The 18,568-nt window shown below is 64.5% G+C and carries 20 protein-coding genes; 9 read left to right on the forward strand and 11 right to left on the reverse strand.

From position 1 onward, the window contains the following. Positions 1 to 26: 26 nt before the first annotated feature. On the reverse strand, positions 27 to 683 hold the full coding sequence (locus tag D3876_RS05255) for an HAD family hydrolase (RefSeq protein WP_119761069.1): 657 nt from the start codon (positions 681 to 683) through the stop codon (positions 27 to 29). 47 nt (positions 684 to 730) lie between these two features. Further along, on the reverse strand, positions 731 to 1,408 hold the full coding sequence (locus D3876_RS05260; protein ID WP_119760104.1) for a YggS family pyridoxal phosphate-dependent enzyme: 678 nt from the start codon (positions 1,406 to 1,408) through the stop codon (positions 731 to 733). A 52-nt stretch (positions 1,409 to 1,460) separates the two neighbouring features. Here D3876_RS05260 and D3876_RS05265 point away from each other — a divergent pair, with 52 nt between their 5' ends. Further along, the gene (locus D3876_RS05265) at positions 1,461 to 1,964 is read left to right on the forward strand and encodes a thiamine phosphate synthase (RefSeq protein WP_238475249.1); all 504 of its coding nucleotides are present in this window, start codon (positions 1,461 to 1,463) and stop codon (positions 1,962 to 1,964) included. A gap of 73 nt (positions 1,965 to 2,037) precedes the next feature. On the opposite strand, the gene D3876_RS05270 is transcribed toward D3876_RS05265, so the two are convergent. Next, entirely contained in the window at positions 2,038 to 2,766 is a 729-nt protein-coding gene (locus tag D3876_RS05270; protein WP_119760106.1) for a porin, read from the reverse strand. A gap of 200 nt (positions 2,767 to 2,966) precedes the next feature. Between D3876_RS05270 and D3876_RS05275 the strand changes: the two genes are divergently transcribed. The 5 genes from D3876_RS05275 (at position 2,967) to D3876_RS05295 (ending at position 8,397) form a co-directional block, all read left to right on the forward strand. Further along, positions 2,967 to 3,443: a DUF3576 domain-containing protein gene (locus tag D3876_RS05275; RefSeq protein ID WP_182911881.1), complete on the forward strand. Its 477-nt coding sequence runs from the start codon at positions 2,967 to 2,969 to the stop codon at positions 3,441 to 3,443. 14 nt (positions 3,444 to 3,457) lie between these two features. Then, entirely contained in the window at positions 3,458 to 5,965 is a 2,508-nt protein-coding gene (leuS, locus tag D3876_RS05280; RefSeq protein ID WP_119760107.1) for a leucine--tRNA ligase, read from the forward strand. A 119-nt stretch (positions 5,966 to 6,084) separates the two neighbouring features. Then, positions 6,085 to 6,624, forward strand: coding sequence for an LPS assembly lipoprotein LptE (lptE, locus tag D3876_RS05285; RefSeq protein WP_238475250.1), 540 nt, complete (start codon positions 6,085 to 6,087; stop codon positions 6,622 to 6,624). Next, on the forward strand, positions 6,621 to 7,655 hold the full coding sequence (gene holA, locus D3876_RS05290; protein ID WP_119760111.1) for a DNA polymerase III subunit delta: 1,035 nt from the start codon (positions 6,621 to 6,623) through the stop codon (positions 7,653 to 7,655). Before lptE ends, holA begins: the two co-directional genes overlap by 4 nt. A 97-nt stretch (positions 7,656 to 7,752) precedes the next feature. After that, entirely contained in the window at positions 7,753 to 8,397 is a 645-nt protein-coding gene (locus D3876_RS05295) for a hypothetical protein (protein ID WP_119760112.1), read from the forward strand. 41 nt (positions 8,398 to 8,438) lie between these two features. Here D3876_RS05295 and D3876_RS05300 read toward each other — a convergent pair whose 3' ends face one another. The 6 genes from D3876_RS05300 to D3876_RS05325 are packed head-to-tail and all read right to left on the reverse strand — an operon-like array spanning position 8,439 to position 14,215. Beyond that, positions 8,439 to 9,350: a ParB/RepB/Spo0J family partition protein gene (locus D3876_RS05300; RefSeq protein ID WP_119760114.1), complete on the reverse strand. Its 912-nt coding sequence runs from the start codon at positions 9,348 to 9,350 to the stop codon at positions 8,439 to 8,441. Then, complete coding sequence (locus tag D3876_RS05305) at positions 9,347 to 10,132, reverse strand: ParA family protein (RefSeq protein WP_119760115.1); 786 nt, start codon at positions 10,130 to 10,132, stop codon at positions 9,347 to 9,349. The genes D3876_RS05300 and D3876_RS05305 overlap by 4 nt, the downstream gene beginning before the upstream one ends. Further along, complete coding sequence (gene rsmG / locus D3876_RS05310) at positions 10,129 to 10,761, reverse strand: 16S rRNA (guanine(527)-N(7))-methyltransferase RsmG (RefSeq protein ID WP_119760117.1); 633 nt, start codon at positions 10,759 to 10,761, stop codon at positions 10,129 to 10,131. The genes D3876_RS05305 and rsmG overlap by 4 nt, the downstream gene beginning before the upstream one ends. After that, entirely contained in the window at positions 10,758 to 12,617 is a 1,860-nt protein-coding gene (mnmG, locus tag D3876_RS05315; protein WP_119760118.1) for a tRNA uridine-5-carboxymethylaminomethyl(34) synthesis enzyme MnmG, read from the reverse strand. Before mnmG ends, rsmG begins: the two co-directional genes overlap by 4 nt. Positions 12,618 to 12,677: 60 nt before the next feature. After that, complete coding sequence (gene mnmE, locus D3876_RS05320) at positions 12,678 to 13,967, reverse strand: tRNA uridine-5-carboxymethylaminomethyl(34) synthesis GTPase MnmE (protein ID WP_119760120.1); 1,290 nt, start codon at positions 13,965 to 13,967, stop codon at positions 12,678 to 12,680. Positions 13,968 to 13,981: 14 nt separating this feature from the next. After that, the gene (locus D3876_RS05325) at positions 13,982 to 14,215 is read right to left on the reverse strand and encodes a DUF6489 family protein (protein ID WP_119760122.1); all 234 of its coding nucleotides are present in this window, start codon (positions 14,213 to 14,215) and stop codon (positions 13,982 to 13,984) included. Positions 14,216 to 14,264: 49 nt separating this feature from the next. Between D3876_RS05325 and D3876_RS05330 the strand changes: the two genes are divergently transcribed. Genes D3876_RS05330 through D3876_RS05340 form a run of 3 tightly spaced genes read left to right on the forward strand, consistent with a single transcriptional unit; the run spans position 14,265 to position 16,430 of the window. Next, the gene (locus tag D3876_RS05330) at positions 14,265 to 14,732 is read left to right on the forward strand and encodes a methylated-DNA--[protein]-cysteine S-methyltransferase (RefSeq protein WP_119761074.1); all 468 of its coding nucleotides are present in this window, start codon (positions 14,265 to 14,267) and stop codon (positions 14,730 to 14,732) included. 19 nt (positions 14,733 to 14,751) lie between these two features. After that, positions 14,752 to 15,450, forward strand: coding sequence for a dienelactone hydrolase family protein (locus tag D3876_RS05335; RefSeq protein WP_119760123.1), 699 nt, complete (start codon positions 14,752 to 14,754; stop codon positions 15,448 to 15,450). After that, positions 15,447 to 16,430 carry a quinone oxidoreductase family protein gene (locus D3876_RS05340; RefSeq protein ID WP_119760125.1) on the forward strand — a complete coding sequence of 328 codons (984 nt, stop codon included), beginning with the start codon at positions 15,447 to 15,449 and terminating at the stop codon, positions 16,428 to 16,430. Before D3876_RS05335 ends, D3876_RS05340 begins: the two co-directional genes overlap by 4 nt. A 3-nt stretch (positions 16,431 to 16,433) precedes the next feature. Here D3876_RS05340 and D3876_RS05345 read toward each other — a convergent pair whose 3' ends face one another. Continuing rightward, positions 16,434 to 17,159: a TerC family protein gene (locus D3876_RS05345; protein ID WP_119760126.1), complete on the reverse strand. Its 726-nt coding sequence runs from the start codon at positions 17,157 to 17,159 to the stop codon at positions 16,434 to 16,436. 24 nt (positions 17,160 to 17,183) lie between these two features. Further along, positions 17,184 to 18,440, reverse strand: coding sequence for a transcription termination factor Rho (rho, locus tag D3876_RS05350; protein ID WP_119760128.1), 1,257 nt, complete (start codon positions 18,438 to 18,440; stop codon positions 17,184 to 17,186). Positions 18,441 to 18,568 lie beyond the last annotated feature (128 nt).

Here is an 18,568-nt window from a genome sequence, read left to right on the forward strand (position 1 = left end):
GCATGACGACGGATGGGTCCCCGCACTCATGCCAGGAATGCGGACACCTCGGCATAACTCGCCGCCACATGGTGCGCTCCCGCTTCACGCAATCGTGCGTCCAGGCCCGGACGGCAATGCCTGCCCGCGCAGAGTCCGATCACCGTCATGCCCGCGGCGACCGCCGCGATAACGCCCGTGGGCGAATCCTCGATCACGACGGTCTTGCCGGGATCGGCGCCGATGGCCGCCGCAGCGTGAAGATAGATGTCGGGCGCAGGCTTGGTCCGCGAAACATGCTCGCGACCACTATAGAGATGCCCATTGAAGTACGGCGCGAGGCCGAGCCGGTCGAGATGTCCCTTGATCCACTGCGTCGAGCTGGATGAGGCCACCGCGCGGGGCGAGGGAGGCAGCGCCGCGATAAAAACGTCGGCGCCATGCACCATCGGAATCGCGTCATGACCGCCCATCACGGCGTCGCGAACCATCGTACGAAAGCGGTCGGGGATTGGCCGGCCCCATCGCGCCGCGATCAGCCGATCGGTCTCCTCGCTGCTGTGGCCCGTGAAATCCGCGATCGCCTGATCGAGCGTCGTCGGCAGTCCCAGCGCGGTCAGCGTCTCGGCAATGGCCCTGTTGACCGCAACCTCGCTGTCGATAAGTACGCCATCGCAATCGAAGATGATGGCGTCGAACCTCATGGTCATCGGTCTGGGGGATCGATGACGGTCGATACCATCGTCGAACCTCACCCGCGCCCGCCGAACAACGCGGTGCCGATGCGCACATGCGTCGCCCCGGTCATAATCGCAGTCTCGAAATCCCCCGACATGCCCATGCTGAGGCGGACAAGCCCGTGGTCGCGCGCGATCTTGGCGAGCAGCGCGAAATAGGGTGCGGGTTCGACATCAACAGGCGGCACGCACATCAGCCCGCTGACCGGGAGCGCCGCAGCGGCCGACTGCGCGAGAAGCGCCGGCAGCTCGGCAATCGCGCAACCGCCCTTTTGTGGCTCGTCGCCAATGTTGACCTGTATGAAGCAGTCGGGCCGGCGGTCGGCCTTGTCCATCGCCTTCGCCAGCGCGGTGACGAGCGACGGTCGATCGACCGAATGGATCGCGTCGAACAGAGCGACCGCATCCTCGGCCTTGTTCGACTGAAGCTGCCCGACGAGATGAAGCGCTATATCAGGTATCGTCGCGCGCAGCGCTGCCCATTTTTCCTGCGCCTCCTGCACGCGATTTTCGCCGAACACGCGCTGGCCGGCATCGATCAGCGGACAAATGGCGTCAGCATCGTGCGTCTTGGAAACCGCAATCAACGTCACGCCTTCGGGTTTGCGGCCAGCGAGCTTAGCGGCCTTGCTCATGGCCGTCAGCACGGCTTCGCGGCGTACGGCCGCATCGAGAATTTCCTGTTCCGACATGGCCGCTGCTATAGGCAGCGCGATGACGCGCCGCCACCCCTGCTTATGGCTGATGACCGATGAAAGGCTGGGCGACGCGCTCTTCCCCGCGATCACGGCGCTGCCGCGCGGCGCGGGGATCGTCTTTCGCCACTATACGCTGGCCGCAGGAGAACGCCGTGCGCTGTTCGAGCGCGTCAGGCGCATCGCGCGGCGCAAGGGGCTGGTGCTCGTGCTCGCCGGGCCCCCAAGCCTCGCGCGCGCCTGGCGGGCAGACGGCTTTCATGGTCGCGAGCGGGGCGGCGGGAATCTGATCCATACCGCGCCGGCGCATAATGCCGCCGAGCTGGCGCGCGCCGCACGCAACGGCGCCGACCTGATCTTCGTCTCGCCCGTCCATGCGACACGCTCGCACCCCGGTGCTGCGGCGCTTGGTCCTGCGCGCTTTGCCGCGCTGCTACGCCGCGCCGCGCGTCCCGTCATAGCGCTGGGCGGAATGGATCCACGTCGCGCGCGCGCCACGAAAAGGCTTGGGGCTTATGGCTGGGGAGCAATCGACGGACTCACGCCCCGCTAGAGCCTGATTCACAGGGTTGAGACCTTGATTCACGTTTCAGGCTGCTTCATCCGGAAACGATCAAGGTCTGGAATCAGAACTTGAAGGCAGTCCCGACATAAACCGCCTGGCTGTCGCGGCGGTTGTCATCGATCGTGCCGAGGCGATCGCGCTCTTCCATGCGATAGCGCACGCCCGCCGTGACATCGAGGTTGCGCGTCAGCCTGTAGCTGCCCCCGACGTCGAGCGAATACGTAGCCTCAGGTACGATCAGGCGCGGCTGATGGCCAATGCCGCGATCGGCGCCGACCTGGACGCGTCCGCTCCAGCGCGGCGCGTTGTAGCTGGCGCCCGCGGTGATCGTCTCGCGGCTACCGGGCGCGAGGCCAGTGTCGATCCGCGCAACGTCACCCGAAAGCGCGAAACGTTTCCAGCCGATCGAGGCGCCGAGATTATAGGCCGAGGGCTGAATGCCGAGCGATGCGATCGTCGGCGTTTCGCCACGAAGCGCGGTCGACTGGCCCTGCTCGCTCGAGCGCGCACGGACCGCGACGGTGACCTGGCGATTCTTGGCCGAGTCGCTCGTCGGCGTGAATCGAAACCCGGTGCTGGCGAGTTCGCTTTTGGCAAGGATCGCGGCAAGTCTTGGATCGGCAGCGGCGGGCGTGAACGAGCCGATCCCCCCGCGCGCGCTCAAGGAAACCCGCGGTTTTTGTACCGTCGGGCTCGCTTCGCGCGCCGCCAAGATCGCGGGCGATAGCAACAGGCCGGTCGCGGCAAGCGCCACGCCACCAATTGCCCAACCTGCCCGAATCGCCGTCATGATACCCTTGTCAGTCCTCTACCTTCGTTCCGCCCATATCATGATCCCGTCGAGGATTTCCAGCGAACTACCCGAAATTTCCGCGATATGTTGCACATTACACACAGGGGTAACATGATACCCGCGAAAAACGGGCGCTTGGCAAGTGCGCGCGAGCTTCTATAACGGCCCCGACAGAGCATATTTCCAAGGATTTCTTCATGGCTCGCAAGACCAGCGCCGTCGCGGCGATCGCCCTTCTATCCGTGCTTGGCGCCTGCGCCGGCACGATGGACTGGGTGAAGCAGGATCTCGGCATTACCCCGCGCACGAACGACCCCAAGGCCGCCGATCTCGCCGCATCCAAGGTCACGACGATCGGCGTCAACAGCTATCTCTGGCGCGCGAGCCTCGACACGCTGTCGTTCATGCCGCTTGTCCAGACCGATTCCAACGGCGGCGTGATCGTGACCGACTGGTATGCCAATCCGTCGTCGCCGGGCGAGCGGATGAAGGTGACCGTCACCATCCTCGACCAGGATCTGCGCGCCGACGCGCTCAAGGTTGCCGCACTTCGCCAGGTCAACCAGAACGGTCAGTGGGTCGACACCCCCGTCCAGGCCGCAACGGTGCAGAAGCTTGAGGAAATCATCCTGACCAAGGCGCGCGACCTTCGCCGCAGCGCCCTCTACGGTTGATCCAGGCCTGACATATGGCGTCGCGCTTCAATCCGCTCTCGGCTGACGCGCGCTGGCAGAAAATCTGGGACGAGCGCGAAACCTTCCGCGCGTCCGACGCCAGCGCCAAGCCCAAATCCTATGTGCTCGAGATGTTCCCCTACCCTTCGGGGCGCATCCATATGGGGCACGTGCGCAACTATACGATGGGCGACGTCCTCGCGCGCTTCAGGCGGATGACGGGGCATGAGGTGCTGCATCCGATGGGCTGGGACGCCTTCGGCATGCCCGCCGAAAATGCCGCGATGGAGAAGAACGTCCATCCGGGGACATGGACGCGCGCCAATATCGCGGCGATGAAGGCGCAGTTGAAGCGCCTCGGCTTCGCGCTCGACTGGAGCCGCGAGATCGCGACCTGCGAGCCCGAATATTACGGGCAGGAACAGGCGCTGTTCCTCGACCTGTACGAAGCCGGCCTCGTCTACCGCAAGGAATCGGCGGTCAACTGGGACCCCGTCGACATGACGGTGCTCGCCAACGAGCAGGTGATCGACGGCAAGGGCTGGCGCTCGGGCGCGGTGGTCGAAAAGCGCAAGCTCAGCCAGTGGTTCCTCAAGATCACCGATTTCGCCGATGATCTGCTGAACGGTCTCGGCGCGCTCGACCAGTGGCCCGAAAAGGTCCGGCTGATGCAGGAAAACTGGATCGGCAAGAGCGTCGGCATGCGCTGCACCTTCCACTTCGCCGGCCGCCCCGGCGGGTTCGAGGTGTTCACGACACGCCCCGACACGCTTTACGGGGCAAGCTTCACCGCAATCGCCGCCGATCACCCGATCGCACAGGAGCTGGCGAAGAACAGCCCCGATCTGCAGGCATTCATTGCCGAATGCCAGCAGAGCGGCACCGCCGCGGCCGATATCGAGACCGCGGAAAAGAAGGGCTTCGACACCGGCCTGCGCGTCCAGCATCCCTTCGATCCCAACTGGCACCTGCCGCTCTACGTCGCCAATTTCGTGCTCATGGACTACGGCACGGGCGCGATCTTTGGCTGCCCCGCGCACGACCAGCGCGACCTCGACTTCGCGCGCAAATATGGGCTTCCCGTCAATCGCGTCGTCGCACCCGAGGGTCATGAGAACGAGCCCGTGGGCGGCGAAGCCTATGTCGGGCCGGGCAGGCTCGTCCATTCGCATTTCCTCAACGGAATGGAGATCGAGGCCGCCAAGCAGGCGGTGATCGCGCGCGCGCAGCACGAAGGCTGGGGCAAGGGCACGACCGTCTGGCGGCTGCGCGACTGGGGCGTTTCGCGCCAGCGTTACTGGGGCACGCCGATCCCCTTCATCCACTGCGACGATTGCGGCGTCGTGCCCGTCCCCAAGAGCCAGCTTCCCGTGAAGCTGCCCGAGGACGTGAGCTTCGACATTCCCGGCAATCCGCTCGACCGGCACCCGACATGGAAGCATGTCGACTGCCCCAAATGCGCAAAAGCGTCGCGGCGCGAAACTGACACGCTCGACACCTTCGTCGATTCAAGCTGGTATTTCATCCGCTTCGCGAGCCAGCCCGACGACAAGCCCTTCGACAGAGCGGTCGCCGAGAGCTGGCTGCCCGTAGGCCAGTATATCGGCGGCGTAGAGCACGCGATCCTGCACCTGCTCTATGCGCGCTTCTGGACGCGGGCGCTGAAGAAGATCGGCAAGATCGACGTGGCCGAACCCTTCACCGGGCTGTTCACCCAAGGCATGGTGACTCACGAAACCTACAAGGCGCCCGACGGCAACTGGCTGTCGCCGCAGGAGGTCGAAGCGCGCGACGGCCAGATCGTCGCGATCGCGAGCGGAGAGCCCGTCCAGCGCGGACGCGTCGAGAAAATGTCCAAGTCCAAGAAGAACACCGTGGATCCGGGCCCGATCGTCGACCAGTACGGCGCCGACGCGGTGCGCTGGTTCATGCTGTCGGACAGCCCGCCCGAGCGCGACCTGCCCTGGTCCGAAGCGGGGATCGAGGGCGCTTGGCGCTTCGTCAACCGGCTGTGGCGCCTGATCGACGGGCTCGAAGATGCTCAAGGCGAAGACAAGGATCTGGACCGCAAGCTCCACAAGACCATCGCAGGCGTTGCCGAGGACATCGAGGATCTCGGCTTCAACAAGGCCGTCGCCAAGCTCTACGAATTGGCCAACGCGATCGAGAAGGCGAAGCCCTCCGCATCGCGCGCGACCGCGATCCGCACGGTCCTCCGGCTTGTCGCGCCGATGGTGCCGCACCTCGCCGAGGAAGGCTGGGCGAGGCTGGGCGAGGACGGACTCGTCGCCGACGCCGCCTGGCCCGACGTCGATCCCGCATTGCTCGTCGATGACGAGGTGACGATCGCGGTGCAGATCAACGGCAAGCTGCGCGACACGCTGATGGTCGCCAAAGGCACGCCGCGCGAGGAGCTCGAAAAGCTGGCCCTGGCCGCGCCCAATGTCCTGCGCCAGCTCGACGGGGCCGCCCCCAAGAAAGTGATTGTGGTTCCCGACCGTCTGGTCAATCTGGTGGCATGAAGCGCGCCACCGCCCTGTCTCGTTTCTTAAAGCCCGTTTGGGCTGAGCTTGTCGAAGCCCTTTCCTTCTGTCGAATTGCGGGAAGGAAGGAAGGCCCTTCGACAAGCTCAGGGCAAACGGTGCGGGCGAGAGCCTCGCATAGAACGACCACGCTCCTCACCGTCGTCACGGCCTCGCTCGCCCTTTCGGGATGCGGCCTGCGCCCGCTCTATGGCGGCGGGTCAAAGGGTGCGGTGGCGCAATCACTCGGCCAGATCGAAGTTGCGGCGATTCCGGGCAAGGCCGGCTGGCTGGTGCGCAACGCCGTGACCGACCGGCTCGGCGCGATGCCGCAAGGAGCCGCCACCTACCGTCTCGAGATCGAGCTCGACGACCAGATCACAGGCTTCGGCGTTCGCCGCGACGATACCGTGACGCGCGAGCGCCGCACCTTGCGCGCGCGTTACCGCCTGGTCGAAGCCGGCAAGGGCACCGTGGTGCTCGACGCGACCGCGGGTTCGGATGCGGGCATCGACATCGTCAGTTCCGAATATGCGACGATCGCCGCCGAGAATACCGCGCTCGAGAATCTGTCGCAGGTTATCGCCGACCAGATCGTCACGCGGCTCGCGCTCTATGCGCAGAATTCCGGGGATTCGCCGCCCGCGGGAACGCCGTGAAGGCCAATAAGGGCCAGATCGAGCGTGCGCTCGACGCGCCCTCCCCCGATGTTCGTCTCTATCTGCTCCACGGCCCCGACGAATCGGGCTCGCGCGCGCTCGCCGAACGTCTCGAGCGCGCCATGGGCCCCGATGCCGAGCGGATCGAGCTCGATTCCGCCACACTCAAAGGCGATCCCGCGCGACTTGCCGACGAAGCCGCGTCGATTTCGCTGTTCGGCGGGGCGCGCTATATCCGGCTGACTCTCGCCAATGCCGATGATGCGCTGCCTGCGGTCCAGGCGCTGGTCGAGGCAGCACGGGCGGGCAATCCCGTCGTCGCGGTCGCAGGCACGCTGCGCGCGACGGGCGCGTTCCTCAAATATGCGCTAGACCAGCAGGCGATCCTCGCCTTTGCGAGCTATGCGCCCGAGGGCCAGGACGCCGATCGGCTTGCCGCCGCAATGGCGCGCGATGCGGGGCTGCGCCTCGCCTCCAACGACGTCGCCAGGCGCCTGGCGGCCGCCGCAGCCGGCGATCGCGCGATCCTGGCGCAGGAAATCCGGAAGTTCGCGCTCTATCTCGACGCCGCGCCCGATCGTCCCGCCGAACTCGACCATGCCGCGATCGACGCGCTCGGCGCCGATGCCGATGAAGGCGATATGGGCCGGCTCGTGGACGCGGTGATGGGCGGCAGCCCCGATCGCGTCGGCGGCGAGCTCGCCCGCCTCGCCGCGGTTGGCATCGAAGGCATCCCGCTAATCCGCGCGGTGCTCAAGCGCGCCCTCCTCCTCGCCCAACTCCGCAGCGACGTAGATCAGGGCAGCAGCATCGACGCCGTCATGGCGTCAGGCGCGGGTAAGGCGGTGTTCTGGAAGGAAAAAGCGACGGTGCAGCGCCAGATCGGCCTGTGGCGCGGCGACCGCCTCTCCACCGCCATCACCCGGCTGCTCGACGCCGAACGCGCGGTAAAGGCGTCGGGGACGGTTGGTCCGGTGGCGGTGGAGGCGGAGTTCATCGCGATCAGCAGGGCCGCGGCGCGCGCCCGGTGAGAGCTCCAAGGTCCGCTATCGCCTTATCTCGGATGCTGAAGGAGAGATTTGGGCACCGCCCAGATTGGAACTACTCTGGGCAGTTGGCGGAGGCCAAATGAAGGACTTGTTCAAGAAATCCGCCTTTTTGGGCGCAGCCCTGCTAGCGCTCACTTTCGTTACATCGTTGATCCCAGGAAACTTTGGATCAACTCTTCAAATTCTTATGTTGCCGGCCCTCCTACTCTTCGCCTGGGCAGCGATGGCGCTTTTCATCATAGCGTTAAGAAAGGCGTACAGCCTATGGCCCGATTGGCGCCGAGCGATCTTAGTCGCTTGTGGTGTCCCCGCGATATTGTCCGTGTCCACCGCTCTCATCCTGCCCACGCTATGGGCGGGCAACAAGACTTACATATGGGGCATAATGATCCTCGGACGCGGCTGGCTAGACCGCACCGTGGCGGAAGCGCAGCGCCAGCCCGCCGGCATCGATGATCCCGGTGGCGTTTACGACGATCAAGGCATCATCCCGGTCCTTAGGGACAACGGCCCACCAGTGCGCGTGGCCTTCGTGACAAACCCAGGGTTTCTAGATAATTGGTCCGGAATCGTATTCGACCCGACAGGTAAGGTCGAGTTGGCACGAGGATGGGACGCTTCCGGCCAGTTTTACGCGCCGACGAACATCACAGGGCTATTCAGCGGGGACGTTGTCGAATGTAGTCCATTGATTGACGCGTATTACTATTGTTCTTTTACCTGAAAAACGGCGGCCACCTCGTCCAATAGTGGACACTCTGATGCCTAGATCCGCTCGCCACTCAGCCGCTGGCAGATCATGTCGAGCTGATCGAGCGAGTTATAGGCGAGCGTCAGCGTGCCACTCTTCACGCCGTGGTTGATGCGGACCTTCAGGCCCAGCAAATCGCCGAGCTGGCGTTCCAGCGCCTCGATATCAGCGTTGTCGCGGCTGCCCTTATATTCGATCGGCGCTTCGGCGGCGGTCTTGGCCGGCTTCGCCGCGCGCGCGAGCGCCTCGGTCTCGCGCACAGACAAGTCGCGCCGGACGACTTCGTTGGCCAGTGCCTCGGGATCGGTCGCGGTGATCAGCGCGCGCGCATGGCCCATGCTGATCTTGTCCTCGGCGACAAACTGTCGAACCGCGCCGGGCAGGTCGAGCAGGCGCAGCATGTTGGCGACATGGCTGCGCGACTTGTTGACGAGCCGCCCCAGCGCCTCCTGGCTGTGTCCGAATTCGGTCGCGAGCTTCTTGTACGCCTCGGCCTCTTCGATCGCGTTGAGATCCTCGCGCTGAATATTCTCGATCAGCGCGATTTCCAGCGTCTCGGAATCGCTGAAATCGCGAATGATAACAGGAACTTCGTGGATTCTCGCTTTTTGCGCAGCACGCCAGCGGCGTTCGCCCGCGACGATCTGGTAGCCGCCGCCAAGCGGTCGTACGACGATGGGCTGGATCAGCCCGCGCTTGGCGATCGATTCAGCGAGTTCGGCGAGCGCGCCCTCGTCGAAATGCTGGCGCGGCTGATCGGGGTGCGGCTTCATGTCGGCCACCGCGACCATCTGCACCCCGCCCGCGCGCGATGCTGCCGCCGCGACGGGCTCTTCGCGTGAAACTTCGCCCAGAAGTGCGCTCAGGCCGCGGCCGAGCCCGTGATGCCGTTTGCGCGGCGCGCCCATATCGACGACGTCGCTCATGCCGCCACCGCCTTGGCCTTGAGCGGCAGCCGCCCGATCAGTTCGCGCGCAAGCCCCATATACGCTTCCGAGCCCGCGCAACGGATATCGTAGATCAAGGCGGGCACGCCATAGCTCGGCGCTTCGGACAGCCTGACATTGCGCGGGATGACGGTGTCGAACACGACATTGCCGAGGCACGCGCGGACGTCCTCCGCGACCTGTTCGGTCAGGTTGTTGCGGCGATCGTACATAGTCAACGCGACGCCAAGGATCGACAGCTCGGGATTGAAGCGCGCGCGGATGCGTTCGACGGTGTTGAGAAGCTGGCTCAGCCCCTCAAGCGCGAAGAATTCGCACTGGAGCGGGACGAGCAAGGAGCGCGCGCCGACCATGGCATTGATCGTGAGCAGCCCGAGCGAGGGCGGACAGTCGATCAGGCAGATGTCCCAGCGCTCCGACGCGCCGTTCAGCGCCTTGTCGAGCCGGTGCGTGCGTTCTTCATATTCGACGAGCTCGATTTCGGCGCCCGACAGGTCGACCGTCGCCGCGATCAGGTCGAGCCGCGGCACCTTGGTCGCGATGACCGCTTCGTCGAGCGTGCAATCGCCCGTGAGCAGCTCGTAGCTCGAACGCGCGCGCTCGGATTGATGGACGCCAAGCCCCGTCGAGGCATTGCCTTGCGGGTCGAGGTCGATCAGCAGCACCTTCCAGCCGGTTGCCGCAAGCGCGGTCGCGAGATTGATCGCGGTGGTGGTCTTCCCCACCCCGCCCTTCTGGTTGGCAACCGCTATTCGGATCATGATTTCCCCCGCTTTACGCCCTGCGCGACGATGATCGACGAGTCAGCGTCGGTGACGCTCTGTTTCACGTGAAACACACCTTGCCACGTGTCGCGCGCCGCTTCCAGTTCGCTTTGCGCATTCCGTCCCTTGGGGAGCAACCATAGCGTCCCGGAACGGGAAAATCTCGCGCCCAAGGTAAAAAGTCGGTCAAGCGGTGCGAAAGCGCGGGCACTGATGACCGCGGCCTGTTGAACAGGCACCGTCTCCACGCGCACGCCCAACACCGACACATGCGCGGCGACGCCCAGCAGCTCGACAGCCTGCTTCAAAAACTCGACCCGCTTGCGCCGCGATTCAACAAGCATCATCGGCCGTTCGGTCAGCGCCGCTATGATGAGGCCGGGAAACCCTGCGCCCGATCCGAGGTCGATCCAGGCCCCCACCCCAGCGTCCTTCGCCAATGGCAGAAGCTGTGCCGAATCGACGATATGTCGCGCCCAGACATGGCCGCGCGTCGACGCGGCGATCAGATTCTGCCTTTCGCTCTCGTCGAACAGAAAGCCAATGAAGCGCTCGATCCGCTCCATTGTTTCACGTGAAACACCGATTTCCGATTGGAGCCAGGCCCGCGCCTCGTCCTCGGTCATGCCGCGCGGCGCCTGGTCTGCACCAATATCGCCGAAAGCGCAGCGGGCGTGATCCCGCGAATGCGCGACGCAGCCGCGAGCGTCTCAGGCCGCGCCGCTTCCAGCCGTTCCTTCATCTCGTTGGAAAGCCCGGCGATTGCGCGATAATCCAGGCTGGGATCGATCCGCACCGATTCATTGGCGCGGAGTTCGCGGACCTCCGCCTCTTGCCGCGCCAGATAGGGCGCATAGCGCGCGTCTTCCGCGATCTCGTCCGCGAGGTCATCGGCGACGTCATTGAACGCGTCCGACACGCGCGCGATCTCGGCGCGGCCTATACCCGGAAAGCGCATCCAGTCGAACAGCGATCGTCGCCCCCCATCGAGCGCCACCGATATGTCCGAGGCCGCCAGCGTCGCAGCCGTGACCAGTGTCGCCAGCTTGCCAGATACTTCAGCACGCGTTTGTTCGCGCGCTTCGAACCAGGCGCGGCGTTCATCCCCAACACAGCCCATTGCCAGCGCCACCGGCGTCAGCCGCGTCGCGCCATTGTCCGCGCGCAGCCGGAGACGATACTCCGCGCGCGCCGTAAGCATCCGATATGGCTCGGTGATGCCCTGCAGGACCAGATCGTCGATCATGACACCGATATAGCTCGACGCCCGACCAAGGATCATCGGAGCGCTGCCGCACGCGAATGCCGCAGCGTTGATTCCTGCGACCAGCCCCTGCGCCGCCGCTTCCTCATACCCCGTGGTGCCGTTGATCTGCCCCGCGCAGTAGAGCCCTTCAACTCCACGGATAGATAGCGTGGAGTCCAGCGCGCGCGGGTCAATATGGTCATATTCAACGGCATAGCCGCGCTGCGCAATCTCGGCCCGCTCAAGCCCCTTCATACTGCGCACCAGCGCAATCTGCGCGTCCTCGGGCAGCGACGTAGAAATCCCGTTGGGATAGACGAGATGATCGTCGAGCCCTTCGGGTTCCAGAAAGACCTGATGACCGTCCCGGTCACCGAAGCGTACGACCTTGTCCTCGATCGACGGGCAGTAGCGCGGCCCCAGCGCGTCGATCGCGCCGGTGTAAAGCGGTGAGCGGTCAAGTGCGCCGCGGATGATCTCGTGGGTCCGCGCATTGGTACGGGTGATCCCGCAGAAGAGCTGCGGCGCCACCCGCCCCGGCCCTAGCGGCGACATTGTCCAGCCGAGATCGTCCGAGGGCTGCTCCTCAAGTGCACCCCAGTCAATTGTGCGCCCATCAAGCCGCGGCGGCGTCCCCGTCTTCAATCGCGCCATCGGCAGTTCAAGCGCACGAAGCTGGTCGCCAAGGCGCTGCGCCGCCGCCTCGCCGACGCGCCCGCCTGTCGTGATGTCGGGGCCGCAGAACATTCGTCCCTTGAGGAAAGTACCCGTTGCGAGCACGACCGCCGCCGCGTGTAGCCTTTCTCCCGTAGCGAGTTCAAGTCCAGCGACGCGGTGGGCATTGCCCTCTGCAAAGACAAGGGCTGCTGCTTCGCCTTCGACGATCTCGAGATTGGCCTGCGCATCGAGCAACGCGTGGATGGCTGCCTTGTAGCGGCGGCGATCGGCCTGGACGCGCGGGCCCTGCACCGCTGCGCCCTTGCTCAGATTGAGCATGCGATAATGGATCGCCGCGTGATCGGCCGCACGCGCGATGAGTCCGTCAAACGCATCGACCTCGCGGACGAGATGCCCCTTGCCGAGACCGCCGATCGCGGGATTGCACGACATCGCCCCCACCGTTTCGCGCGAAAAGGTGACGAGCGCGGTCGACGCGCCCATGCGTGCGGCGGCGGCCGCAGCTTCGCAACCCGCATGTCCGCCACCCACGACGATGATGTCGAATGTCCGCGCCATAGCGCGAAACGCCTATGGGAGACGACGCCCCAAGTCAAAATGTTCCACGTGAAACAGGGGTCATTTACCGATGCAAAAGCGCCCAAACAGCGCGTCGAGCATATCCTCGGTCCCCGCCCGCCCCGTAAGTCGGTCGAGTGCACCCCGTGCGCGCCGAAGATTTTCTGCGGTGATCAGCAGGTCGGCATCCCCGACGAGCGATTCGACACAGTCCGCGAGCAGATCGCGCTGGCGCGTATTGAGCGCAAGCTCACCCGGTCTTGGCAGCAGCGCATCGGCGCGCGCCGTGAGCATTCCCACGAGGCGATCCATCCCCTCTCCCGTTGCCGCAGACACCGCGAGATCGGCCGAAGACGGCGCCACTTCCCGCCCCGCCACATCCGCACGCGCATGGACCGTTATCGTCCGCTCCGGAGCAGGGCTCGCGCTCTGCTCGTCAAGCCACAGGATGATATCGCTCTTCGCGATCACCCGCCGCGCGCGTTCCATCCCGATCGCTTCGATCTCGTCCCCGCTCCCCGCATGGAGACCCGCGGTATCGACGAACACATAGGGACGTCCGGCGAGCGCCAGCGGAACCTCGATCACGTCGCGCGTCGTTCCCGCACGCGGCGACACGATTGCGGCCTCGCGCCCGGCAAGCGCATTGAGCAATGTCGACTTGCCCACATTGGGCGGACCAGCGAGCGCGACGCGAATCCCGTCGCGCAGTCGTTCACCCGAGGGACGCGCAAGGAACGCGCGAACCTCGGCCGCCATTGCGGCGATCTCGGCGGATAGTGCGGTTGCCGCGCCGGCATCCTCGTCCACATCGTCTTCATCCGAAAAGTCGAGCAGCGCCTCGGTACGCGCCGAAAGACCGAGCAGTTTGTCCTGCCACATCACGACCTGCGTACTCAGTCCGCCTTCGGCCATCGCGATCGCGCTCAACCGCTGAAGCTCGGTCTCGGCGAACAGCAGGTCCGCAAGCCCTTCGGCCTCGGCAAGATCTATCCGGCCATTCTCGAACGCGCGGCGGGTAAAGGCGCCCGGTTCGGCGGGTTTGAGTCCGGGCAACGCCGCAAGCGTCCTCAACACGCGCGCAACCACCGCGCGGCCCCCATGCAGATGAAGTTCCGCCAGATCCTCGCCAGTCGCGGTCGCCGGTCCGTCGAACCAGAGAGTCAGCGCATGATCGAGCACATCACCCGATGCTGGATCGGTCAGCCGCTGCAAAGTCGCGCGGCGCGACTTCGGAACACGGCCCGCGAGCGCCTTCAACGTCGATGCGGCGGCGGGTCCGCTGATCCGGATGATCGCGACCGCCGCGGGCGATTGCCCGCTCGACAGCGCATAAATCGTATCGGTCATCGGAAGCCTGGCACCTATTTCCTTGCGCCGCTTACTTGATCGAACATCTGTTTCCACATGCCGAGGCCGGCTTCTCCCATCGGTGCCCAGCTTTTAAACATAGTTTCCAGAAGCTCCGGACTTAAGCCTTTGTCCATTGATTCCAAAATGTTGGCGACATATTTCTCATGCACCGGCGTGAAATCGGGAAGTCCCAGAAAGCGGCGCGCTTCTTCAGGCGTGCAATCGACTTCGACATTGATCTTCATGGCGCTTCTCCGCTTGAGCAGCCGCGCGGCCCCCTGCTACGCTTCGGGGATGACTTATGCGCCCGACCCTGCCCGGATCGCAACGCCGATTGGCATTGTGACGATATGCGGCGACGACGCCGCGATCACGAGCATCACGATCGAAACCGATCCGGCGATTCGCCAGGTCGAATCGCCGGCCGCCGCGTTGCGCGAGGCCGCCGTGCAGTTGCACGCCTATTTCGCGGCACGGTTGCTTCATTTCGATCTGCCGCTCGCACCCGCCGCTACCACCCGTGGACAAGCACTGCGCGATGGTATCGCGGCAATCCCCTTTGGCGAGACGCTGAGCTACGGCGCGCTCGCCCGCCAGCTTGGCTCGGCGCCGCGCGCGGTGGGACAGGCCTGCGCGCGCAATCCCTTTCCCATCGTCATCCCGTGCCACCGCGTATTGGCCGCTCAGGGGCAGCTAGGCGCGTATAGCGGCGGTCAGGGTCCCAGGACCAAACAGTGGCTCCTCACACACGAACAACGCTGAAAAACAGAAAGGCGCACCCATGGGCAACATGATCTCGATCGAGACGCTTCACCACGATGGACAATTCTCGACCTATGTTGCCGAGCCCGAGGGCGCACCGCGCGCGGCAATCATCGTCATTCAGGAGATCTTTGGCGTAAATCCGGGAATTCGCGCCAAGTGCGACGAATGGGCCAAGGCAGGGTATCTGGCGGTCGCGCCCGATCTGTTCTGGCGGCTGCGCCCTGGTATCGCGCTTGACCCCGATATTGCCGCTGAGTTCCAGGAAGCAATCGATCTGCTCGGCAAGTTCGATCAGGACAAGGGGATCGAGGATATCGAAGCGACAATTCGCTGGGCACGCCAGAAATCAGAGGGCAAGAAGGTGGGCTGCACGGGCTATTGCCTCGGCGGCAGGCTCGCCTTCATGACCGCCACGCGCACCGATATCGACGCCTCGGTCGGCTATTATGGCGTGGGCATCGACGGATTGCTCGGCGAGAAGCACGCGATCGCGCACCCGGTGCTGCTCCATATCCCGACCGCCGACCATTTCGTCGATCCTGCGGCGCAGAAGCGCATGCATGAAGGGCTTGATGATCATCCCAAGGTGACGCTGTTCGATTATCCAGGGCTCGATCACGGCTTTGCGACGCAGACGGGCAATCGCAGACATGAAGAGGGCGCACAGCTCGCCGACAATCGTACCGCCACCTTCTTTGCCGAGAATCTGGGGTGAGCGCGGCCTTTCGGCTGATCGTCCCCGCGCCCGGCGGGCCTGAGGCGATCGAGCGCGAGGCGCTGGACAAGCTTCCCGAACCCGGTGCCGGCGAAGTCCGCATTCGTACCACCGCGATCGGCCTGAACTATATCGATGTCTATCATCGATCGGGTCTCTATCCGCGTTCCTATCCGAGCGGGCTGGGTTCCGAAGCCGCGGGCGTTATCGACGCGCTGGGCTCCGATGTCTCAGGCTGGGCAGCAGGCGACCGCGTCGCCTGTCTCTTCGTGCCCGGTGGAACCTATGCCACGCATGCGATCGCGCGTGCAGACGCGCTGTTCGCGCTGCCCGATGACGTCGATGATGCGCTCGCTGCCGCGACGATGCTCAAGGGACTGACCGCCTGGATGCTCATCGAGAAATGCGCACGCGTGGCGGCGGGCCAGGCAGTGCTGGTCCATGCCGCCGCGGGCGGCGTGGGCAGCATCGCGGTACAATGGCTGAAGGCCATTGGCGCGGTTGTGATCGGACACGCGGGAAGCCCGGAAAAGGCCAAGCGCGTGCACGCACTGGGTGCGGCGCATGCCTTGTTCACTCCCTTCGAGACACTCGCTGCCGAAGTTCTCGCGCTGACCGGCGGTGTGGGCGTCGCCGCGGCGCTCGATGGTGTCGGCAAGGATAGCTGGCAGGCCTCGCTTGATTCGCTCGCGCGGCGAGGCGTCATGGTGACCTATGGCAATGCCAGCGGGCCAGTGCCACCGATTGCGCCGCTCGAGCTCAGCCGCCGGGGATCGCTCATGCTGACCCGGCCCACGCTCGGCGATTTCGTCGCCAATCCACAGGAGCGCAAGGAAGGCGCTCAGCGCCTGTTCGCGATGCTCTCAAGCGGGGCAGTGAAGGTAGAGATCGGTCAGCGTTTCGCGCTTGCTGATGCCGCCGAGGCACACCGCGCGCTCGAGGCGCGGCGTACTACGGGGTCTACGATCCTGCTGCCCTGAGGCTTATGCACCAAAGAGCTTGAGCACCCCGACATTCGGGTCGACGAGCCCGTCATAGATCATCTTGCCCGCGACATAGACGATCACGACCAGGCCGACATAAGCGATCCAGCGATAGCGCTCGATATATTTGGCGATGAGATTCGCCGCCACGCCCATCAGCGCGACCGACAAAATCAGGCCGATGATGAGGATGCCGGGATGCGCGCGCGCAGCGCCCGCCACCGCGAGCACATTGTCGAGGCTCATCGACACGTCGGCAAGCGCGACCGCCCAGGCGGCGCCCGCAAAGCTCTTGGCGGGACGGATGCCGCTATGTTCGTCACCGTGCACCTCAGGCGATCCCGGGCTACCGTTCGCGGGATGAAGTTCGCGATACATCTTCCAGGCCACCCAGAGCAGCAGCAGGCCGCCTGCGAAGATCAGGCCGATGATGCCGAGCAGCCAGCTCACGACCAACGCAAAGCCGATGCGCAACACCAGTGCGGCGAGGATGCCGATCATGATGACGCGCTGACGTTGCTGTGGCGGCAATCCCGCCGCGAGTGCGCCGACCACGATCGCATTGTCGCCGGCGAGCACGATGTCGATCAGCAAAACCTGCGTGAAGGCAGCCAGCGCCGCTGGCGATCCGATATTGGAGAAATCATGGACGATGCTCGCCCAGATGTCCGCCGGCGATCCAAGCGAAGCCGCAGCGGCCGCGGAAAGAGCGAGAATTTCGAACATGGTACCCCGAACGTCCCGGCCGGCTTACTGGTTCATCGATTCGAAGAAGTCCTCGTTGGTCTTCGAATCCTTCATCTTGTCGAGCAGGAACTCCATCGCGTCGATGGTGCCCATCTGCATGAGGATGCGGCGGAGCACCCACATCTTCGAAAGCTTGCTCTTCTCGACCAGCAGTTCTTCCTTGCGCGTGCCCGACTTGCCGACGTCGAGCGCGGGGAAAACGCGCTTGTCAGCGACCTTGCGGTCGAGCACGATTTCGGAGTTACCCGTGCCCTTGAACTCTTCGAAGATGACCTCGTCCATGCGGCTGCCCGTGTCGATCAGCGCGGTGGCGATGATCGAGAGCGAGCCGCCCTCCTCGATGTTGCGCGCCGCGCCGAAGAAGCGCTTGGGGCGCTGGAGCGCATTGGCGTCGACACCGCCCGTCAGCACCTTGCCAGACGAAGGAACAACGGTGTTGTAGGCACGACCGAGGCGCGTGATCGAATCGAGCAGGATGACGACATCCTTCTTGTGTTCGACAAGGCGTTTGGCCTTTTCGATCACCATTTCTGCGACCTGGACGTGCCGCTGCGCGGGTTCGTCGAAGGTCGAGGAGATCACCTCGCCGTTCACCGAGCGCTGCATGTCGGTCACTTCCTCAGGACGCTCGTCGATGAGCAGCACGATCAGGAAGACTTCGGGGTGGTTGTCGGTGATTGCCTTGGCAATGTTCTGCAACAACACGGTCTTGCCGACGCGCGGTGGCGCCACGATCAGCGCGCGCTGGCCCTTGCCCTGAGGTGCAACGATATCGATCACGCGCGCTGACTTGTCCTTGACCGTAGGGTCGAGCGTATCAAGCGTCAGCTTCTGCTCGGGATAGAGTGGTGTCAGATTGTCGAAATTGACGCGGTGGCGCACTGCCTCGGGGTCGTCGAAATTGACCGAGACGAGCTTGGTCAGCGCAAAATAGCGTTCGCCGTCCTTGGGACCGCGAATCTCGCCCTCGACCGTGTCGCCGGTGCGCAGGCCGAATTTGCGGACCTGATTGGGCGAGACGTAGATGTCGTCGGGGCCGGCGAGATAGTTTGCCTCGGGGCTGCGCAGGAAGCCGAAGCCGTCCTGCAGCACCTCGATCGTGCCCATGCCCATGATCTGGGTGCCGTTTTCCGCTTCCACCTTGAGGATCGCGAAGAGCAGATCCTGCTTGCGCAGAGTCGACGCCCCCTCGACGCCCAGCTCTTCGGCCATCTCGACCAGTTCGGCGGGCGATTTTTTCTTGAGTTCTTTCAGATGCATATAGGATTCCGGATGGAGTCTTGACGTTGGCGGGCAGTCCGTAACGGCGGAAAAGCGATACTGGATGCAGGCTCTTGCACGGACGGCAAAAGATGGAAGAACAGGCGTTAAGCGGCGCCATGCCCCAA

The organism is Sphingomonas cavernae (genome assembly GCF_003590775.1).
In the GTDB taxonomy this organism is placed as follows: Bacteria; Pseudomonadota; Alphaproteobacteria; order Sphingomonadales; family Sphingomonadaceae; genus Sphingobium_A; species Sphingobium_A cavernae.